Origin of the sequence: Ornithinimicrobium sp. (genome assembly GCF_035267225.1) — a bacterium.
GTDB lineage: Bacteria > Actinomycetota > Actinomycetes > Actinomycetales > Dermatophilaceae > Ornithinicoccus.
The window spans coordinates 23,590-41,718 of record NZ_DATFMA010000121.1; the positions used below are offsets into that span (position 1 = coordinate 23,590).

Consider the following 18,129-nt stretch of genomic DNA (forward strand, 5'->3'; position numbering starts at 1 on the left):
CCGGCGCTCAGCCGGTGATGTCGCGTTGAGCGGGGAGCTCGTCCTGGCGCACGAGGCCGATCGGGCAGGTCAGACCGTGGGGGCCGTGGTTGCAGTAGCCCCGCGGGTGCTTGTGCAGGTACTGCTGGTGCTCCGCCTCGGCGTAGAAGAACTCTCCCGCGGCCTGCGCCGATGCCATCTCCGTGGTGATGGCACCGTGGCCGTGGTCGGTCAACACCCCTTGGAAGGCAGCCTGCGTGGCCTGCGCCGCCTCCTCCTGCTCCGGCGTCGTCCAGTAGATGGCGGAGCGGTACTGCGTGCCGATGTCGTTGCCCTGCCGGTTGCGCGTCGTGGGGTCGTGGTTCTCCCAGAACACCTTGAGCAGCTCTGCGGGGGTCACGACCCGCGGGTCGTACACGACCTGGGCGGTCTCGGTATGGCCCGTCCGTCCCGTGCACACGTCGCGATAGGTGGGGTCCGCGGTCTGGCCACCCATGTATCCGACCGCCGTGCTGATCACCCCCGGCAGTGACCAGTAGAGGCGTTCAGCGCCCCAGAAGCACCCCATGGCCACGTAGAGCACCTCGGCGTGCTCGCCCCACGGCCCTCGCAGCGGTGCGTCGAGCACCTCGTGTCGACTCGGGACCGGGGCGGCGGCGGAGCCGCGAACAGGCTTGGCTGAGAAGAAGCTCACATCCGAGGGAACGTCCCCCGGGGCCACGTCATTCCGATTCCGCCCGCCCGGGCGCGTAGGTTGTCGCACATGCGCGCACCACCTTTCGCTGTCCCGGCGCAGGCCGAGTCGTGGTCCACCTCGGAGGTGGCTCTGGGGTTCGGGCTTCCCGTCGCGGTCGTTCTGGTCGGGCTCACCGTCTTCCTCGGTGGGCGAAGCGAGCGGCGGGCCCTGCGGACCGACGCCGAGCCACAGGACGGGTTGGGCGCTCCACCCGGCTCGACCGACGTCGGCAGCGTCGAGGGCTTCGGTGCCGAGGAGAGGCCTCGCCTCATCATGGCGGCGAGCCGGAAGGTGCTGATCGGCTTGTTCATCACTTTGGCCGGGGCGCTCGCTCTGCTCTTCTCGACCGTGACCAGGTTGCTGTCCTGAACCTGCTCTGCCTGGACATCGGGTCCACCTACACCAAGGGCGCGCTGGTCGACCCCGATGCCGGACGGCTCCTGGCCACCGCGTCGACCGCCACGACCAGCGACCGGGACGTGTGGGAGGGCGTGGCCCAGGTGCGCGACCTCGTAGCGGCTCAGGCGCCTGCGCCGCTGCTGCACGACGGGGGACATGTGCTGGCGTGTTCCAGCGCAGGCGGCGGGTTGCGACTGGCGGTGGTGGGCTTCGAGAGGGACGTCACGGCTCGCGCCGGGCGGATGGTGGCACTGTCCGCCGGTGCGAGCGTGGTGTTCCTCAGCAGTGGGCGCCTGGGTGAGCAGGAGGTGCAGGGACTGCGCCTGGCCGCGGCCGACCTGGTCCTGCTCGTGGGCGGAACGGACGGCGGGAACGCGGACACGCTCCTACACAACGCGACGCGGCTGGCGCAGGCCGGTCTGAACCTGCCGGTGGTGGCAGCGGGCAACCGGGACGCCACCGCACAGGTGCAGGCGATCCTGGTCGCGGCCGGAGTGACCACCGCCACGGCGGGCAACGTGCTGCCACGGATCGGCCACGTCTCGCCCGAGCCGGCGCGCGCGGCCATCCGCGGCGCGTTCCTCTCGCACGTGATCGGCGGCAAGCAGCTGTCGCGCCATCCGGCGTTCGCCTCGGCGGTGCGTGCCGCTACCCCGGACACCATCCGGGCGGCCGTGGGCGTGCTGAGACAGGTGACCGGGGAGGACGTCATGGTGATCGACGTCGGGGGAGCGACCACCGATGTGTACTCGGCCGTGGAGCCGCACGGGGGTGAGGCGGCCCCACGGCACGACGTCGTGGGCAGCTTGCGGGTGGCCCGCACGGTCGAGGGCGACCTCGGCATGCGTTACAGCGCCGGGGGAGTGATCGCGGCGGCAGGCCATGAGGCGCTGCCCGTGGGCCCTGAGCTGGAGCAGTGGGCGCAGACTGTGGTCACCCGGCCCGGTACGGCGTCACAGAGCAGTCGGGAGCGGCACGCCGACCTGCAGCTGTCCGGGCTGTGTGCGCTGATCGCGGCCCGTCGCCACGCGCGTCCGCACCAGCCCACGGCCGAACCCCGCGCGCTGGGCGAGGTGCGGACCGTCGTCGTCTCTGGTGGGGTCTTCCGGCGCGAAGGGCCGCACCGAGCCCGCGGCGCGGTGGGCCCCGTGCTGAGCGACGTCGGTGGCGGGTGGCAGCCACCGGATCGCGCCAGGGTCATCCTCGACTCGTCGTACGTGCTGGCCGCGATCGGGCTCCTCGCCGAGGACCGTCCGCAGGCCGCGGCCTCACTGGCCGCCGAGGTCGTGGGCGGTCAGGGGCGGTAGGCCTCGGCGCTGACGATCTTGACCTCGATCGACTTGCCGTTCGGAGCCTCGTAGCTGACGGTGTCGCCGGCCTGCTGTCCGAGGATGGCGGCACCCAGGGGGGAGCGCTCGCTGTAGACGTCGATGCTGTCGCCACCGTGGGTGATCTCGCGGCTGCCGATGAGGAACTTCTCGGTGTCGCCGAACATCTCGACGGTCACGACGGTGCCCGGCTCGATGGCCCCTTCCCCGGTGGGGGCTGCCCCGACGGTGGCGTTGTCCAGCAGGTGCTGGAGCTGGCGAATGCGGGCCTCCATCTTGCCCTGCTCCTCCTTGGCGGCGTGGTAGCCACCGTTCTCCTTCAGGTCACCCTCGTCACGGGCCGCTTCGATCCGCTTCGCGATCTCGGTGCGCCCGGGCCCGGACAGCTCCTTCAGCTCGGACTGCAGACGCTCGTAGGCCTCTTGCGTCAGGAAGCTCGACGTTGCCTTGGCGGTCTCGGTCACGATGCTTACTCCTCGGTCGGGGCAGAAAAACAACGTCCGGGCTGTGTGACCGACGAACTCAGGTCACGATCCACGCCCGGACAAGTCATTCATTTTAGCAACGTGCATGAAAGCGACCAAAAGACCGCATTCACTCCGGCCGTGTCACGGCTGCGCGTCGAGGTACTCACAGGTGTCGACGTAGCCGGTCACCGCCGGGGCGGCGGTGCGAACCGTGGCCACGTGGCGACTGGGCGACCGCGAGGCAGCAGCCACTCGCGTGGTCGTCCGCCCCACGACGAAGTGCTGCTCATCCTGAGCCTCGATCACGCACCGCACCGGGCGGTCGGGGTCACGGTGGAGGTCGAAGCGCACGTCCACCTCGTTGTCGGCCACGACCTCGAAGCCGGTGTTCACCCAGTTGACCTTCCCCGATGCGGCAGCCACGCCGAACCACACCGCGACCGCGGTCATCGCGCCGACGCCGACGGCTCCTGTCAGCCACCAGCGGAGCCTGCGCGTGACGGCGACGGCCAAGGTGCTGCCCTCCTCGGGCGGGGGAACGAGGGACGGATGAGATGATGTGTCCAGTATCTCGCACCCGGATCAACGTCTCGGGTGTGCCCACCCGGACGACCCCAAGGAGCACAGGTGGAACAGGGCCTGAGGCTGATGGCGATCCACGCCCATCCCGACGACGAGTCCTCCAAGGGGGCCGCCACCTCGGCCAAGTACGTGGCCGAGGGGGTGGAGGTCCTGGTGGTCTCGTGCACCGGTGGAGAGCGTGGCGACATCCTCAACCCCCAGCTCGCCGCCCATGCCGACAGCATCGCCGACCTGTCCCAGGTGCGGCGCGACGAGATGGCAGCGGCGGCGCAGGCTCTCGGCGTCCAGCACACCTGGCTGGGCTTCGTGGACTCGGGCCTACCGGAAGGGGACCCGTTGCCGCCCCTGCCGGAGGGCTGTTTCGCGCTCGAGCCTGTCGAGGTCACCACCGAGGCGCTGGTGCGGGTCATCCGCGAGTTCCGCCCGCACGTCATCACCACCTACGACGAGAACGGCGGCTACCCCCACCCCGACCACGTGATGACCCACACCGTCAGCATGGCCGCCTTCCAGGCGGCCGGAGATCCCGATGCCTTTCACCACGCCGGCCCGCCGTGGCAGCCGCTGAAGGTCTACTACACCATGTTCTCCCCAGAGCGGCTGCGCAAGCTGCACCAGGCGATGCTCGACGAGGGGTTGGAGTCCCCGTTCGCCGAATGGATCGAGCGCCTGGCCGACCGCCCCGAGCGGGCGATCCACACCCATGTCCGGTGCGACGACCACTTCGCCGACCGGGACGCGGCCTTGCTGGCCCACGCGACGCAGGTGGACCCGGACGGCATGTGGTTCTCCATCCCGATGGAGATCCAGCGACGGGTGCACCCCACCGAGGACTTCGAGCTCGCAGTGTCCCTCGTGCCCGTGGACCTGCCCGAGGACGACCTGTTCGCCGGCCTGGGACCGGTGGCCGAGATGGACGCCCTCGGTGCCGCGCCGCCGGCGCGCCACGACGACGGCACCCTGAGGGCCGCCTACACCTCGCCCCTACCCGAGCCCCCGCAGAAGGTCGCTGAGGCGGCGGAGGAGGCAGACACTCCGCAGGACGAGCTGCGGGCCAGCGAGGGGCACTCCGACGGTGTCGAGGAGGAGCGCTCCGGGGGTGTCGGCCACGAGGGCGGCGAGCAGGTAGAGCGGGCGTCGTGAACGTCAGCGACGTCGAGTTCACCGCCGGGCTAGGGGGCTTCCTGGTCCTGTTCGGCCTCGCCCTGGTGGTGTGGTTCCTCGGCCGCGACCTGACCCGACGCCTACGCCGGATACGACATCGCGAGGCGCAGCGTCTACGGGCCGAGCGCGAGAGCGCGGACGCCGACGAGCCGGGTGACCGCCCGGAGGACGGTGCTACGCAGCGACCGGAGTAGCACCGTACACGGACAACGAGACCGCGATGTAGTGGGTGATGAAGGCGGCCACGGTGAAGGCGTGGAAGACCTCGTGGAAGCCGAACCAGCGTGGCGAGGGGTTCGGTCGCTTCAAGCCGTAGACCACGGCCCCGAGCGTGTAGAGCAGGCCGCCGGCCGCGATGAGGAGCACCACGACCAGCCCACCGTTGCGGTAGAACGGAACGATGTAGATGACGGCCACCCAGCCGAGGGCGACGTAGACGGGGGTGTACAGCCAGCGGGGTGCCCCCACCCAGAAGACCCGGAACAGGATGCCCGCCACCGCTCCCGACCACACGATCCACAGCAGGGTCCGGGCGCTGTCGCTGGGGAGCAGCATCACGGCCATAGGGGTGTAGGTGCCGGCGATGATGAGGAAGATGTTGGCGTGGTCGAGGCGCTTGAGCAGCTTGCTGACCGGCGGCTTCCAGCGCCCGCGGTGGTAGGTCGCCGAGGTGGCGAACAGGAGCACGGCCGTGATCCCGAACACGATCGCGGACACGCGGCCCAGGGTGGTCGGAGCCAGCACCACGAGCACGATCGCGGCGGCGAGGGCCAGCGGCACCATGCCCAGGTGCAGCCAGCCGCGCAGCTTGGGCTTCAGGGTGGCCGCCACGTCGGCCGCGGCTTCGGTGATGTCGTGGGCCATGTGACCCACGGTTGACTCCTCGCGCTCTGGGTGGCTGCGCGGCGTCATGGCGGCCACGCTAACCTACGTTCCCGTAAGTTCGCTGGGCGTGTGCTGGTCCGCCGCAGTTCAGTGCCGCTCCTCGGCCGCGGAGCCCAGTAGGTTGGGTGACATGGCCTCGCTGAGTGATCTCATCTACCGGGCCTACAACGCGTCGTTGGCCAAGTCCATCCCGAGCTCGGGCATCCCCCGGCACGTGGGCGTGATGCTCGATGGCAACCGGCGCTGGGCCCGGCAGCGCGGCGCCGGCACCGCTGCCGGCCATCGGGCGGGGGCGGAGAACATCAAACCGCTGCTGGGGTGGTGTGAGGAGGCAGGCGTCGAGGTCGTCACCCTGTGGCTGCTGTCCACCGACAACCTCGACCGGCCGCCCCAGGAGCTCGACCCCCTGCTGCGGATCATCTCCGCCGTCGTGGACGACCTGGCGGCGAGCCGGAGATGGCGGCTGCACGTCGTGGGGGCCAGCGACCTGCTGCCCGAGCGGACACGCCGTCAGCTCGACCAGGCGGCGGCGACCACGGCCGAGCTGCCGGGCATGTGGGTCAACGTGGCCATCGGGTACGGCGGCCGGCGTGAGATCGCGGACGCCGTGCGCTCGCTGCTCGCCGAGCACGCCGACCGCGGTACGTCACTACGTGAGCTGTCGCAGACGCTGGAGATCGAGCACATCGCCGACCACCTGTACACCAAGGGTCAGCCTGATCCGGACCTGGTCATCCGGACCAGCGGCGAGCAGCGGCTCGGTGGCTTCCTGCTCTGGCAGAGCACGCACAGCGAGTTCTACTTCTGTGAGGCGTTCTGGCCGGACTTCCGCAAGGTCGACTTCCTCCGGGCGCTCCGCTCCTACGCCGAGCGAGAGCGTCGGTACGGCGCCTAGTCCACGACACGCGCGGCGGCGCGCCACGCTGCCGCAGCGGCCCGGTTGCCATACCGTCGGAGCAGCGAGGGCGACCGCCTTCGCCCGGAGGAGGCTCACCAGATGGGGCAAGTGCTCTGGGCGGGGGGCCGACCACGGCTCCACGCCGACGACGGTGCGGCCGATCACGGACGCACCTGACCGCCGCGAGCCACACCCGCGGCGGCGACACCGGTAGGGAGTCGCATGCATTCCACCCGCACGACGAGGTTGGGCGCCGCACCCACGACGGGCACCGGCGGGGCGGTGACCCCGGTGAGCGAGCTGGCCGAGGATCTGAAGACCTACGTCATCGACACCTCGGTGCTGCTCTCGGACCCGCAGGCGATGCTGCGCTTCGCCGAGCATGAGGTCGTGCTTCCGGTGGTGGTCATCAGTGAGCTCGAGGCCAAGCGTCATCACCCCGAGCTGGGGTACTTCGCGCGTGAGGCACTGCGTCTGCTCGACGACCTGCGGGTCCGGCACGGGACGCTCAGCGAGCCCGTGCCGACCGGGGAGCATGGGGGCTCGCTGCGCGTGGAGCTGAACCACACCGACCTTCAGGGGCTGCCCGCGGGCTTCCGGCTCGCCGACAACGACACACGGATCCTTGCGGTGGCCACCAACCTGGCCGGCGAAGGGTGTGACGTCACCGTGGTGAGCAAGGACCTGCCGATGCGGGTCAAGGCGTCCGCGGTGGGCTTGGACGCCCAGGAGTACCGCGCCGAGCTGGCGGTGGAGAGCGGATGGACCGGGATGAGCCAGCTCGACGTCACCGACGCCGAGATGGCCTCGCTCTACGAGACCGGCCGCCTGGCCACGCCCTCGGCCAGCGAGCTGCCCTGTCACACCGGGCTGATGGTCTTCGGGCCCTCGGGCAGCGCGTTGGGGCGCGTGGGGGCCGACGGCGCCGTGCGGCTGGTGCGCGGGGACCGGGACGCCTTCGGGCTGCATGGTCGCTCGGCGGAGCAGCGGATCGCCCTCGACCTGTTGATGGACCCCGACGTGGGCATCGTCAGCCTGGGGGGGCGAGCAGGGACGGGCAAGAGCGCGCTAGCGCTGTGCGCCGGGCTCGAAGCCGTGATGGAGCGCCGACAGCACCGCAAGGTGATCGTGTTCCGACCCCTCTACGCGGTCGGTGGTCAGGATCTGGGCTACCTCCCCGGGTCGGAGAACGAGAAGATGGGGCCGTGGGCCCAGGCGGTGTTCGACACCCTGGGGGCGGTGGTGTCCAAAGAGGTGGTGGAGGAGATCGTCGCGCGCGACCTGCTCGAGGTGCTACCGCTGACCCACATCCGCGGTCGTTCGCTGCACGACGCTTTCGTGATCGTCGACGAGGCCCAGTCGCTGGAGCGCAACGTGCTGCTGACGGTCCTCTCCCGCGTCGGGCAGAGCTCGCGCGTGGTGCTCACCCACGACGTCGCCCAGCGCGACAACCTGCGGGTGGGCCGCCACGACGGGGTCGCCGCGATCATCGAGAAGCTGAAGGGCAATGCGCTCTTCTCACACATCACGCTCACGCGCAGCGAACGCAGCCCCATCGCGGCCCTGGTCACCGAGCTGCTGGAGGGCACGGCGCTGGAGCACTGACGCCGGCGCCCGATCGGCGCGGGACCGGCACCCACGTCCCGCGACGCCTCCGACGCCTGGGGTGGGCCCGCAGGCCGTCGCAGCGGGCAGAGTCTTCCCCGTGCGACACGCCCTCGTGTGACCTTGCCCACGAATGGCCCCGTCAGCTTGATATCGCCGCCGTCGCGGTGCCAGTCTGAATAGACCAGGTCACGAACTGGTAACGCTCGCGTCGACCCGGTCCGCGAGCCCCGTGATGCACACCGCTGTTCCCATCGGAGGTTCTCCATGCCCGACGTCCTGCCTGCCCGCGCTCAGGCCGACGAGCCGCAGCGCGCTGACGAGGTGTCGTTCGAGCGTACGGCCAGCGGCCGGCACGTTCGGCCGACGCTTCCTCAGCACCCCGCGACCGGGGTGAGTGCCGCCCTCGTTGCCGCCTCGGTGGCGATGGCTGGCTTCGCGGCCTACGGCTCCGCCTCTGGCCCTGACACCGAGACGGCGCGCGCGTCGGTCAACGAGGGTGCCCCGCTGCTCGCGGACTCTGCGGTCGTCGGCCTGCGGGACGGCGCGCTGTCCGACGTGGGCGAGGGAACCGCACGGGCCGACCGTGCCGTGCTCAACCTGTCCGCCGCCCAGGCCGCGCAGGACGCCGGTGCGAAGGGCTCCCAGGCGGCGTCCAAGCAGGCCGAGAAGAAGGACGAGGCAGCACAGCGAGCCCGCGCGAAGGAGGCCGCGGCTGCCAAGCGGGCCGAAGAGGCCGCGGCTGCCGAGCGGGCCGAAGAGGCCGCGGCTGCCGAGCGGGCCGAGGAGGCCGCGGCTGCCGAGCGGGAGAGCCAGGCCGCGTCGCGGTCCTCCGAGCGCGAGACGGCGCCGCCGCAGCGGGAGGCTGCCTCCGCCCCGGCGCCCTCCGGGGACCCCCGCTCCATCGCACGTTCGATGCTCGGCAGCTACGGCTGGAGCGGCGAGCAGTTCGGCTGCCTCGACTCGTTGTGGGCGAAGGAGAGCGGGTGGAACCCCTCAGCGAACAACCCCTCCTCCGGGGCCTACGGCATCCCGCAGTCGCTGCCGGGGTCGAAGATGGCCGCCGCCGGGTCAGACTGGCAGACCAACCCGGCCACCCAGATCGAGTGGGGCCTGGGGTATATCGAGAGCGTCTACGGCTCACCGTGTGCTGCCTGGTCGCACAGCCAGGCCAACAACTGGTACTGAGCACCCGCACCACGCCGGCGACAGGGCGGCGACACGCTGGTCAGTGGCGTGTTGCCGCCCTTTCGCACACACTGAGCCGATGACCCGTAGTGCAGAGCAGGTTGCGGACGACATCGGTGACCACCCGGCGTTGGAGTGGATGGCTCGCGCGGGGTACGCCGTCAACGGCCTGCTGCACATCCTCATCGCCGGCATCGTCGTCCAGATCGTGGCCGGGCGGGGTGGGGAGGCCGACCAGGCCGGTGCGTTGCAGGCCGTCGCGCAGCTGCCCCTGGGTGGTGTGATGCTCTGGGTCGGGGTGGTGGGGTACGCCGGGCTGACGATCTGGCAGCTGCTCGATGCGATCGCCGGGTACCGGCCGGGCGCGAAGACCGACGCGGTCTCGGTGGCGGACCGGTTCAAGGATGCGGGCAAGGCCGGTGTGTACGCCGTCCTGGCCTGGACGACCTGGAAGTTCGCCAGTGGGAGCAGTACCGACAGCGGCAAGACGACCTCCGACTTCACCACCACCCTGATGAGCGCGCCTGCGGGGCAGGTCCTGGTCGGGGCGGTCGGGCTGGGCGTGGTCGGCGTCGGCGGCTACCACGTGTGGAAGGGGGTCACCAAGAGGTTCCTGGAGGACCTCGACGACAACGCTCCCGGAAAGCTGGGGCGTGCTGTCGAGCTGGCGGGCCTGGTGGGCTACGGCGCCAAGGGAGTGGCACTGGGGCTCGTGGGCCTGCTCTTCGGCTGGGCTGCGTGGACCACCGACCCCGATCAGGCGACCGGCCTCGACGGCGCGGTGCGCACCCTGGCCAACGAGCCGTTCGGGAGCCTCACCCTGGCGGTCATCGCCGCGGGCTTCGTGGCCTTCGGCATCTACAGCATGGCCCGGGCCCGGTACGCCGACCTGTGAGCCCGCGGTGCGCGGCGGCGAGGGTCAAGGTCGACGCTCACGGGAAGGGGACTCGTGCGGTCGGGCCATCTTCAGCACGTCCAGCGCCTCGTCCATCTGCTGCTCGGTCAGGTCGCCGTCATCGACGTGCCCGCGGGCGATGACCACTTCCCGGATGGTCTGTTCATTGGCCAGCGACTGCTTGGCGACCTTGGCGGCGTTCTCGTAGCCGATCCATCGGTTCAACGGGGTGACGATCGAGGACGAGCTCTGCGCCATCTCGCGGCACCGCGCCTCGTCGGCCTCGATGCCGTCGATCACGGAGTCGGCCAGGACCCGCGAGCTGGACGCCAAGATGGTCAGCGACTCCACGGTGCAGGCCCCCATGACGGGGAGCATGACGTTGAGCTCGAAGGCGCCGGAGGCCCCGGCGACGGTCATCGTGGTGTCGTTGCCCATCACGCGGGCACAGACCATGAGCGTCGCCTCGGGAACGACCGGGTTCACCTTGCCGGGCATGATGCTCGACCCCGGTTGCAGGTCGGGCAGGTGGATCTCACCCAGCCCGGCCCGGGGACCCGAACCCATCCACCGCAGGTCGTTGCAGATCTTGGTGAGCGACACAGCGACCACCTTGCAGGCGGCGGACAGCTCCACCAGGGCGTCCTGAGCCGACTGGGCCTCGAAGTGGTCGCTGGCCTCGACGAGCTCCAGGTCCAGCTCCTCGGCCAGGCGGGCGATCACCCGAGAAGCGAACTCGGGATGCGCGTTGAGCCCCGTGCCGGCCGCGGTGCCGCCCAGCGGTAGCTCGGCGGCGTGCCCGGCGGCGGCGTCGAGCCGCTCCCGACCGAGCTCGATCTGTCGCGCGTAGCCCGCGAACTCCTGGCCGAGCGTGACGGGCACCGCGTCCATCAGGTGCGTGCGCCCCGCCTTCACCACCTCCCGCAGCTCCTCCGCCTTCGCGGCCAAGGCCGTCTGCAGGTGCTCCAGGGCCGGGTCGAGCCGTTGCCGTGTCAGGCGCACCGCCATCACCCGCAGCGCTGTCGGGAAGGTGTCGTTGCTGGACTGGCCGGCGTTGACGTGGTCGTTCGGGTGCACCGACTCGTCGCCGGAGGTGCTGGCCAGACGGGCCACCACCTCGTTGACGTTCATGTTCGTCGAGGTGCCCGACCCGGTCTGGAAGACATCGATGCGGAACTGGCCGTCGTGCTCACCCGCCGCCACCTCAGCCGCGGCCGCCGCGATGGCGTTCGCGATCTCGGGGTCGACCACCTCCAGGTCGGCGTTCACCCGGGCCGCGGCCTGCTTGATCCGGGCCAGCTCGTGCACGATCTCCACCGGCAGGGGCTGACCGGAGATCGGGAAGTTCTGCATCGCGCGAGCGGTCTGCGCTGCGTACAACGCGTCGACGGGCACCTGCACCTCGCCCATCGAGTCGTGCTCGGTGCGGGTCTGACCCGCGGAGTCCGTGGTCGGCTGCGTGGAGTCCATCCCTCAGTTCTACACCTCGCGCGTCGCTCACAGGCGGCGTAGGCGCACCCGCCGGACCGAATGGTCCTCTCCCTTGGACAGCACCAAGGTGGCCAGGCTGCGCGTCGGCATGATGTTCTGCCGCAGGTTCGGCGCGTTGATGGTCTCCCAGATGTTCTCGGCCAGGTCGATGGCGGCGTCGTCGGACAGGCTGGCGTAGCGGTGGAAGTGCGACTCGGGCTGCGCGAACGCGGTCTCGCGCAGCCGGAGGAACCGTCGTACGAACCATGCCTTGATGTCGTCCACATGGGCGTCGACGTAGACCGAGAAGTCGAAGAAGTCACTCACGGCGACCCCGGACCGGTTGCCGGTTCTGGGCTGGGGCCGCTGGAGCACGTTCAGGCCCTCGACGATCAGCACGTCGGGTGCGCGCACCACGATCTGCTCGTTCGGGACGATGTCGTAGGTCAGGTGCGAGTACACCGGCGCCGGCACCTCGGCCTTACCCGCCTTCACCTCGGCCACGAAGCGCAGCAGGGCCCGCCGGTCGTAGGACTCGGGAAAACCCTTGCGGGTCATGAGGTCGTGCTGCTCGAGCACGGCGTTGGGGTACAGGAAGCCGTCCGTGGTCACCAGCTCGACCGAGGGCCGGGACTCCCAGCGTGAGATGAGCTCGGCCAGGATACGCGCGGTGGTCGACTTGCCCACGGCGACCGAGCCGGCGACGCCGACGACGAACGGGGTGCGGGCGCGCTTCTCACCGAGGAAGTCGGTGGTCACCTGGTGCAGGTCTCGCGTTGCCCGGTCGTAGAAGGCCAGCAGTCGTGACAGCGGCAGGTACACCTGCTCGACCTCGTACAGGTCCAGCCGGTCCTCCAGGCCCTGCAGCCGCGCAACGTCGTCGGCGTCGAGCTCCATCGGGTAGTGCTCGCGCAGCCGGGCCCAGGAGGCGCGGTCCAGTTCCACGTAGGGGGAGGGCAGCGTGGCAGCGGTGTCGGCCATGCCGGTCATTGTGCCCGTCTCACGGCCTCGTGACGGATTAGGGTGAGCGGCATGTGTGGAATCGTCGGCTATGTCGGGCCCGAGTCGAGCGAGAAGGCTCTTGCCGTGGTGATGGAGGGTCTGGGCCGTCTGGAGTACCGGGGCTACGACTCCGCCGGGGTGGCGCTGGCCGCCGAGGGGAGGCTGGTCTCACGCAAGCGCGCCGGCAAGCTGACCAACCTGCACACCGCGCTCAGCGAGTCGCAGATGCCCGCGGCCGCCACCGCGATCGGGCACACGCGCTGGGCCACCCACGGGGGGCCGACCGACGCCAACGCCCACCCGCACCGCGGCGGTCCCGAGGGGAAGCTCGCGCTCGTGCACAACGGGATCATCGAGAACTTCCATGCGCTGCGCACCCGGCTGCTGGCCGACGGTCTGGAGTTCACCAGTGAGACCGACACCGAGGTCGTCGCTCATCTGCTCAGCCGCGCCTACGACCGCAGCGGCGACCTGACCCGGGCGATGCGCGAGGTCGTGAACGAGCTCGAGGGTGCCTTCACGCTGCTGGCCGTCCACGCGGACTCCCCGGACACCGTGGTGGCCGCCCGCCGGAACTCGCCGCTGGTCGTCGGTCTCGGGGAGGGGGAGAACTTCCTCGGCTCGGACGTCGCCGCCTTCATCGGGCAGACCCGTCACGCCCTGGAGCTCGGGCAGGACCAGATCGTCACCATCACCGCCGACTCCTACAGCGTGGTCGACTTCGACGGCACCCCCAGTGACGGGAAGGCGTACGAGGTCACCTGGGACGCCACCGCCGCGGAGAAGGGCGGCTTCGAGACCTTCATGGAGAAGGAGATCCACGAGCAGCCGCAGGCGGTGCGGGACACGCTGCTGGGTCGCACCGACGAACACGGACGCCTGGTGCTGGACGACATGAGCATCTCGGAGGAGGAGCTCGGGCGGATCACCAAGATCGTCATCGTCGCCTGCGGCACCGCCGCCTACGCCGGCATGGTGGCCAAGTACGCGATCGAGCGATGGACCCGGATCCCGGTGGAGGTGGAGCTGGCTCACGAGTTCCGCTACCGGGACCCGGTCATCGACGAGCGCACCCTGGTGGTGTCGATCTCCCAGTCCGGGGAGACGATGGACACGTTGATGGCGGTGAGGCATGCGGTCGAGCTGGGCGCCAGGACCGTGTCCATCTGCAACACGCACGGCTCGACCATTCCCCGCGAGTCCGACGCCGTGCTCTACACCCACGCCGGCCCGGAGATCGCCGTGGCCTCGACCAAGGCCTTCCTGGCCCAGATCACCGCCAGCTACGTGCTCGGGCTCTACCTGGCCCAGCTGCGGGGGGAGCATCACGGCCGCGCCGCCGCCGACGTCATGCAGGACCTGCACCGCATACCCGGCCTGATCCAGTCGCTGCTGCGCGACATGGACCGTGTGCACGAGATCGCGCACTTCATGGCCGACACCCGCTCCGTGCTGTTCCTGGGCCGGCACGTCGGCTACCCGGTCGCGATGGAAGGGGCGTTGAAGCTCAAGGAGCTCGCCTACATCCACGCCGAGGGGTTCGCGGCGGGGGAGCTCAAGCACGGTCCGATCGCCCTGATTGAGCCGGGCCAGCCGGTGTTCATCGTCGTGCCCTCACCCAACGCCGAGCACGGGCTGCACGGCAAGGTGGTCTCCAACATCCAGGAGATCCGCGCCCGCGGCGCCCGGACCCTGGTCATCGCCGAGGAGGGGGACGAGGACGTGGTGCCGTTCGCCGACGAGGTCATCAGAGTGCCGAGCACACCGGCGCTGCTGGCCCCGCTGCTGACGGTCGTGCCGCTGCAGGTCTTCGCGCTGCACCTGTCCACCGCCAAGGGCCTGGACGTCGACCAGCCGCGGAACCTGGCCAAGTCGGTCACGGTCGAGTGAGCCGGCCGCGTCGATGATCATCGGAGTCGGGATCGACGTCGTGGACATCGCGCGCTTCGGCGCCCGACTGGAGCGCACCCCGCGCCTTCTCGAGCGGTTGTTCACCGCCTCCGAGCGCACCCTGCGGCCCGAGTCCCTCGCGGCACGGTTCGCCGCCAAGGAGGCTCTGGCCAAGTCCCTGGGCGCGCCGGTGGGTCTGCACTGGGCCGACGTGACCGTCGCCCGCGACGACGACGGCCGACCTCACCTGCAGGTGGAGGGAACCGTGGCCGCGCGCGCCGAGCGGCTGGGGGTGCGCCACCTGCATGTTTCCCTCTCCCACGACGCTGGAGTGGCCTCAGCGGTGGTCATCGCGGAAGGATGAGGCGGATGAGACGGACACCCAGTGCGCCGGCCGCGGGCGGTGGTGTGCCGTGATCCGCGCCTACGCCGTGGCCGACGTCCAACAGGCCGAGGCGGAGCTGATGGCCACCCTGCACGAGGGCGAGCTCATGTTGCGCGCCGCCCACGGGCTGGCCGGCGTGGTCCGTGCCCGCGCTCGCGAGCTCGGAGCCGAGTCGATCGTGGTCCTGGTGGGGCCGGGGAACAACGGTGGCGACGGAATGTTCGCCGCCGCGGACCTGGCGCCCGACCACCGGGTGCAGGTGGTGCACGTCGGTGAGGCAGTACACCCCGACGGGCGCAAGGCGGTGGAGGCCGCCCACGTGCCGCTGGTCGGCGTCGAGCGGGCCAACGTCGACCTGCTTCCCGAGGTCCTCGACGCTCTCGCGGGCGCCGACCTCGTCCTGGACGCCCTCCTGGGCATCGGCGGTCGCGCCGGGCTCAGCGGTGCCATGGGCGCCCTGGTCGACCGCATCCCCGACACGGCCTACGTCGTCGCGGTGGACACGCCCAGCGGGGTGGATCCCGCCGGTCACCACATCGGCCCGCATGCCGTCTTCGCCGACGAGACGGTGACGTTCGCGGTGGCCAAGCCGGTGCATCTGCTGCCGGTGACCGGGCCGGCGGTGGGCCTGCTCACAGTGGTGGACATCGGTCTGCAGATGACGGTCACGGCGGGGGTCGAACGGATGGAGGAGGACGACGTCGCGGACCGGTGGCCGGTGCCGACGACGACCGACCACAAGTACTCGCGCGGCGTTGTCGGGGTGGTGGCGGGCAGCGACTCCTTCCCCGGGGCTGCGGTGCTGACGAGTACGGCGGCGGTGGAGTCCGGCGCGGGAATGGTGCGCTACGTCGGACCCGAGCGCGCCACCGGGTTCGTGTTGCAGGCCGCACCCGAGGTGGTGCCGGCCGAGGGTCGGGTCCAGGCGTGGGTGCTGGGACCCGGGGTCGACCCGGACGCCAGCGACGGCGGCAGCCAGAGGCAGGTCCAGAAGGTCACCGCCGCGCTGGAGTCGGACGACCCGTGCGTGGTGGACGCCGGCGCGCTGTCGTTGTTCGACTACCCCCGAGCGGGCGCCACGCTGCTCACGCCCCACGCCGGTGAGCTGGCACGGCTGCTCACCGGCTGGCCCGGGCACCAGGAGGTGACCCGCGCCGAGGTCGAGGCCGACCCGGTGGCGTGGGCGCAGGCCGCCGCCCACGAGACGGGAGCCACGGTGCTGCTCAAGGGCGGGACCACCGTCATCGCCGACCCGGACGTGCATTGGCCCGTGCGGGTCGCCTCCAGTGCGCCGGCCTGGCTGGCCACCGCCGGCGCCGGAGACGTGCTGGCCGGGCTGGCCGGCACCCTGCTGGCCGCCGGGCTCTCTCCTCGCGACGCCGGCTCGCTGGCCGCCCTGGTGCACGGGGTGGCCGCGCACGAGGCCAACCCGGGAGGGCCGGTCCGCGCCCTGGCGGTGGCCTCCCGTATCCCCGGCACGGTCGCCCGGCTCCTGCAGCGCGAGGAGCCCGGGGCTACCGACCCCGGTTGATCGCGCTGGTGATGCCGCGCAGCGAGGCGGTCACGATGTTGGCGTCGATGCCGACCCCCCAGCGCACCTCGCCGTCGATGGCGCACTCGACGTAGGCCGCGGCCACCGCGTCGTCCCCGGAGGACAGCGCGTGCTCGGCGTAGTCCAGCACGCGCACGTCGTGGCCCTGCGTGGACAGGGCGGCGACGAAGGCGTTGATCGGGCCGTTGCCCACCCCGCGGACCTCACGCTCGACTCCGTCCAGCACGACGGTGGCCGTGATCATGTCCTTGCCGTCGTCGGCGGTGTGCGTGTCCACCTTGCGCAGCATGACCGGGTTTGTGGGCACGAGGTACTCGTTCTCGAACGCGGCCCAGATCGCTGCCGCCGACATCTCGCCGCCGGCCACCTCGGTGTACTGCTGGATGACCCGGCTGAACTCGATCTGCAGCCGCCGCGGTAGGTCGAGGTGGTGCTCGGTGCGCATGATGTAGGCGACGCCACCCTTGCCGGACTGGCTGTTGACCCGGATGACCGCCTCGTACGACCGGCCGACGTCCTTGGGGTCGATGGGTAGGTACGGCACTGCCCACGGGTGGTCCTGGAGATCGGCGCCGGCCGCGTCGGCATCGCGCTGCAGCGCGTCGAGGCCCTTCTTGATGGCGTCCTGGTGCGAGCCGGAGAAGGCGGTGAACACCAGGTCGCCCCCGTAAGGATGACGTTCCGGCACCGGCATCTGGTTGCAGTGCTCGACGGTCCGGCGGATCTCGTCGATGTCGGAGAAGTCGATCTGTGGGTCGATGCCCTGGGAGAACAGGTTCAGGCCGAGCGTCACGAGGCACACGTTGCCCGTGCGCTCCCCGTTGCCGAACAGACAGCCCTCGATGCGGTCGGCCCCGGCCAGGTAGCCCAGCTCGGCGGCGGCGACGGCGCATCCGCGGTCGTTGTGCGGGTGCAGCGACAGCACAACGTGCTCGCGGTGGTTCAGGTGCGCGCTCATCCACTCGATGGAGTCGGCGTACACGTTGGGCGTGGCCATCTCGACCGTGGCCGGCAGGTTGACGATGAGGGGGCGCTCGGCCGTCGGCTCGAGGACCTCCATCACCCGGTTGCAGATCCGGGCCGCGAACTCGAGCTCGGTGCCGGTATAGGACTCCGGGCTGTACTCGTAGTACACCTCGGTGTCACCGGGCAGCTGCTCCTCGTACTTCTTGCAGAAGCGGGCGCCGCTCATCGCGATGTCGATGATGCCGTCCATGTCGGTGTCGAACACGACCCGGCGCTGCAGCGTCGAGGTGGAGTTGTACAGGTGCACGATCGCCTGCTTGGCGCCCACGATGGACTCGAACGTCCGCTCGATCAGGTGTTCGCGGGCCTGGGTCAGCACCTGGATGACGACGTCGTCGGGGATGAGGTCCTCGTCGATGAGCAGCCGCACGAAGTCGAAGTCGGTCTGGCTGGCCGACGGGAAGCCGACCTCGATCTCCTTGTAGCCCATCGAGACCAGGAGCTCGAACATCCGACGCTTGCGTTCCGGGGTCATCGGGTCGATGAGGGCCTGGTTGCCGTCCCGCAGGTCGACCGCGCACCAGCGGGGAGCCGTCGACATGGTGCGGCTCGGCCACCGGCGCTCCGGCAGGTCGATGGGGGTGAACGGGGCGTAGCGCGCGAACGGCATACCGCTGGCGCGTTGCGGGTTGGTCTTGATGGTCACTGTTCGGCTTCCTCTGGGCGGGTGCGAGGCGT

Annotated in this window: 18 protein-coding genes; 11 read left to right on the forward strand and 7 right to left on the reverse strand. The window is 70.6% G+C overall.

The genetic code is table 11. The features are described from left to right. Window positions 1–7 precede the first annotated feature (7 nt). Window positions 8–673: a peptide-methionine (S)-S-oxide reductase MsrA gene (msrA, locus tag VJ976_RS12070; protein WP_324100474.1), complete on the reverse strand. Its 666-nt coding sequence runs from the start codon at window positions 671–673 to the stop codon at window positions 8–10. A gap of 69 nt (window positions 674–742) precedes the next feature. On the opposite strand from msrA, the gene VJ976_RS12075 reads away from it, so the two are divergent. Continuing rightward, window positions 743–1,084 carry a hypothetical protein gene (locus tag VJ976_RS12075; protein WP_324100505.1) on the forward strand — a complete coding sequence of 114 codons (342 nt, stop codon included), beginning with the start codon at window positions 743–745 and terminating at the stop codon, window positions 1,082–1,084. A 17-nt stretch (window positions 1,085–1,101) separates the two neighbouring features. After that, window positions 1,102–2,421 (forward strand): glutamate mutase L, encoded by a 1,320-nt coding sequence (locus VJ976_RS12080; protein WP_324100501.1) that lies wholly within the window; start codon window positions 1,102–1,104, stop codon window positions 2,419–2,421. On the opposite strand, the gene greA is transcribed toward VJ976_RS12080, so the two are convergent. Then, window positions 2,409–2,906, reverse strand: a complete 498-nt coding sequence (gene greA, locus VJ976_RS12085; RefSeq protein ID WP_324100475.1) for a transcription elongation factor GreA — start codon at window positions 2,904–2,906, stop codon at window positions 2,409–2,411. The genes VJ976_RS12080 and greA overlap by 13 nt on opposite strands. 144 nt (window positions 2,907–3,050) lie before the next feature. After that, window positions 3,051–3,422 (reverse strand): DUF4307 domain-containing protein, encoded by a 372-nt coding sequence (locus tag VJ976_RS12090; protein ID WP_324100476.1) that lies wholly within the window; start codon window positions 3,420–3,422, stop codon window positions 3,051–3,053. Window positions 3,423–3,536: 114 nt separating this feature from the next. On the opposite strand from VJ976_RS12090, the gene mca reads away from it, so the two are divergent. Both mca and VJ976_RS12100 read left to right on the forward strand, forming a co-directional pair. After that, window positions 3,537–4,634, forward strand: coding sequence for a mycothiol conjugate amidase Mca (gene mca / locus VJ976_RS12095; RefSeq protein ID WP_324100477.1), 1,098 nt, complete (start codon window positions 3,537–3,539; stop codon window positions 4,632–4,634). Continuing rightward, window positions 4,631–4,849, forward strand: a complete 219-nt coding sequence (locus tag VJ976_RS12100; RefSeq protein WP_324100478.1) for a hypothetical protein — start codon at window positions 4,631–4,633, stop codon at window positions 4,847–4,849. The genes mca and VJ976_RS12100 overlap by 4 nt, the downstream gene beginning before the upstream one ends. Here the strand turns inward: VJ976_RS12100 and trhA are convergent. Next, window positions 4,830–5,567, reverse strand: coding sequence for a PAQR family membrane homeostasis protein TrhA (gene trhA / locus VJ976_RS12105; protein WP_414693636.1), 738 nt, complete (start codon window positions 5,565–5,567; stop codon window positions 4,830–4,832). The genes VJ976_RS12100 and trhA overlap by 20 nt on opposite strands. Before the next feature lie 103 nt (window positions 5,568–5,670). Between trhA and VJ976_RS12110 the strand changes: the two genes are divergently transcribed. From VJ976_RS12110 to VJ976_RS12125, 4 genes are all read left to right on the forward strand, one after another. Next, entirely contained in the window at window positions 5,671–6,435 is a 765-nt protein-coding gene (locus VJ976_RS12110) for an isoprenyl transferase (RefSeq protein ID WP_324100479.1), read from the forward strand. Between the two features lie 225 nt (window positions 6,436–6,660). Continuing rightward, window positions 6,661–8,043, forward strand: a complete 1,383-nt coding sequence (locus VJ976_RS12115; RefSeq protein WP_324100480.1) for a PhoH family protein — start codon at window positions 6,661–6,663, stop codon at window positions 8,041–8,043. 267 nt (window positions 8,044–8,310) lie between these two features. Beyond that, window positions 8,311–9,231: a hypothetical protein gene (locus tag VJ976_RS12120; RefSeq protein WP_324100481.1), complete on the forward strand. Its 921-nt coding sequence runs from the start codon at window positions 8,311–8,313 to the stop codon at window positions 9,229–9,231. Window positions 9,232–9,310: 79 nt separating this feature from the next. After that, complete coding sequence (locus VJ976_RS12125) at window positions 9,311–10,126, forward strand: DUF1206 domain-containing protein (RefSeq protein WP_324100482.1); 816 nt, start codon at window positions 9,311–9,313, stop codon at window positions 10,124–10,126. 24 nt (window positions 10,127–10,150) lie between these two features. Here VJ976_RS12125 and VJ976_RS12130 read toward each other — a convergent pair whose 3' ends face one another. Continuing rightward, window positions 10,151–11,596 carry a class II fumarate hydratase gene (locus tag VJ976_RS12130; protein ID WP_324100483.1) on the reverse strand — a complete coding sequence of 482 codons (1,446 nt, stop codon included), beginning with the start codon at window positions 11,594–11,596 and terminating at the stop codon, window positions 10,151–10,153. A gap of 27 nt (window positions 11,597–11,623) precedes the next feature. Further along, window positions 11,624–12,577: a type I pantothenate kinase gene (coaA, locus tag VJ976_RS12135; RefSeq protein ID WP_324100484.1), complete on the reverse strand. Its 954-nt coding sequence runs from the start codon at window positions 12,575–12,577 to the stop codon at window positions 11,624–11,626. A 51-nt stretch (window positions 12,578–12,628) separates the two neighbouring features. Between coaA and glmS the strand changes: the two genes are divergently transcribed. From glmS to VJ976_RS12150, 3 genes are read left to right on the forward strand one after another with little or no spacing between them, the layout of a single operon-like run. Continuing rightward, window positions 12,629–14,488: a glutamine--fructose-6-phosphate transaminase (isomerizing) gene (gene glmS, locus VJ976_RS12140; RefSeq protein WP_324100485.1), complete on the forward strand. Its 1,860-nt coding sequence runs from the start codon at window positions 12,629–12,631 to the stop codon at window positions 14,486–14,488. Window positions 14,489–14,501: 13 nt separating this feature from the next. Continuing rightward, on the forward strand, window positions 14,502–14,852 hold the full coding sequence (locus VJ976_RS12145; RefSeq protein ID WP_324100486.1) for a holo-ACP synthase: 351 nt from the start codon (window positions 14,502–14,504) through the stop codon (window positions 14,850–14,852). Between the two features lie 49 nt (window positions 14,853–14,901). Further along, window positions 14,902–16,404, forward strand: a complete 1,503-nt coding sequence (locus VJ976_RS12150; RefSeq protein ID WP_324100487.1) for an NAD(P)H-hydrate dehydratase — start codon at window positions 14,902–14,904, stop codon at window positions 16,402–16,404. On the opposite strand, the gene leuA is transcribed toward VJ976_RS12150, so the two are convergent. Beyond that, a complete protein-coding gene (gene leuA, locus VJ976_RS12155) occupies window positions 16,388–18,061 on the reverse strand; it encodes a 2-isopropylmalate synthase (RefSeq protein ID WP_324100503.1) in 1,674 nt (557 codons plus the stop codon). The genes VJ976_RS12150 and leuA overlap by 17 nt on opposite strands. Window positions 18,062–18,129: the final 68 nt, after the last annotated feature.

Coding starts and splice junctions, on each gene's coding strand:
- VJ976_RS12075 (WP_324100505.1), top strand. CDS start 743: ATGCGCGCACCACCTTTCGCTGTCCCGGCGCAGGCCGAGTCGTGGTCC.
- trhA (WP_414693636.1), bottom strand. CDS start 5,567: ATGACGCCGCGCAGCCACCCAGAGCGCGAGGAGTCAACCGTGGGTCAC.
- VJ976_RS12110 (WP_324100479.1), top strand. CDS start 5,671: ATGGCCTCGCTGAGTGATCTCATCTACCGGGCCTACAACGCGTCGTTG.
- VJ976_RS12115 (WP_324100480.1), top strand. CDS start 6,661: ATGCATTCCACCCGCACGACGAGGTTGGGCGCCGCACCCACGACGGGC.
- VJ976_RS12120 (WP_324100481.1), top strand. CDS start 8,311: ATGCCCGACGTCCTGCCTGCCCGCGCTCAGGCCGACGAGCCGCAGCGC.
- VJ976_RS12125 (WP_324100482.1), top strand. CDS start 9,311: ATGACCCGTAGTGCAGAGCAGGTTGCGGACGACATCGGTGACCACCCG.
- VJ976_RS12130 (WP_324100483.1), bottom strand. CDS start 11,596: ATGGACTCCACGCAGCCGACCACGGACTCCGCGGGTCAGACCCGCACC.
- coaA (WP_324100484.1), bottom strand. CDS start 12,577: ATGGCCGACACCGCTGCCACGCTGCCCTCCCCCTACGTGGAACTGGAC.
- glmS (WP_324100485.1), top strand. CDS start 12,629: ATGTGTGGAATCGTCGGCTATGTCGGGCCCGAGTCGAGCGAGAAGGCT.
- VJ976_RS12145 (WP_324100486.1), top strand. CDS start 14,502: ATGATCATCGGAGTCGGGATCGACGTCGTGGACATCGCGCGCTTCGGC.
- leuA (WP_324100503.1), bottom strand. CDS start 18,061: ATGCCGTTCGCGCGCTACGCCCCGTTCACCCCCATCGACCTGCCGGAG.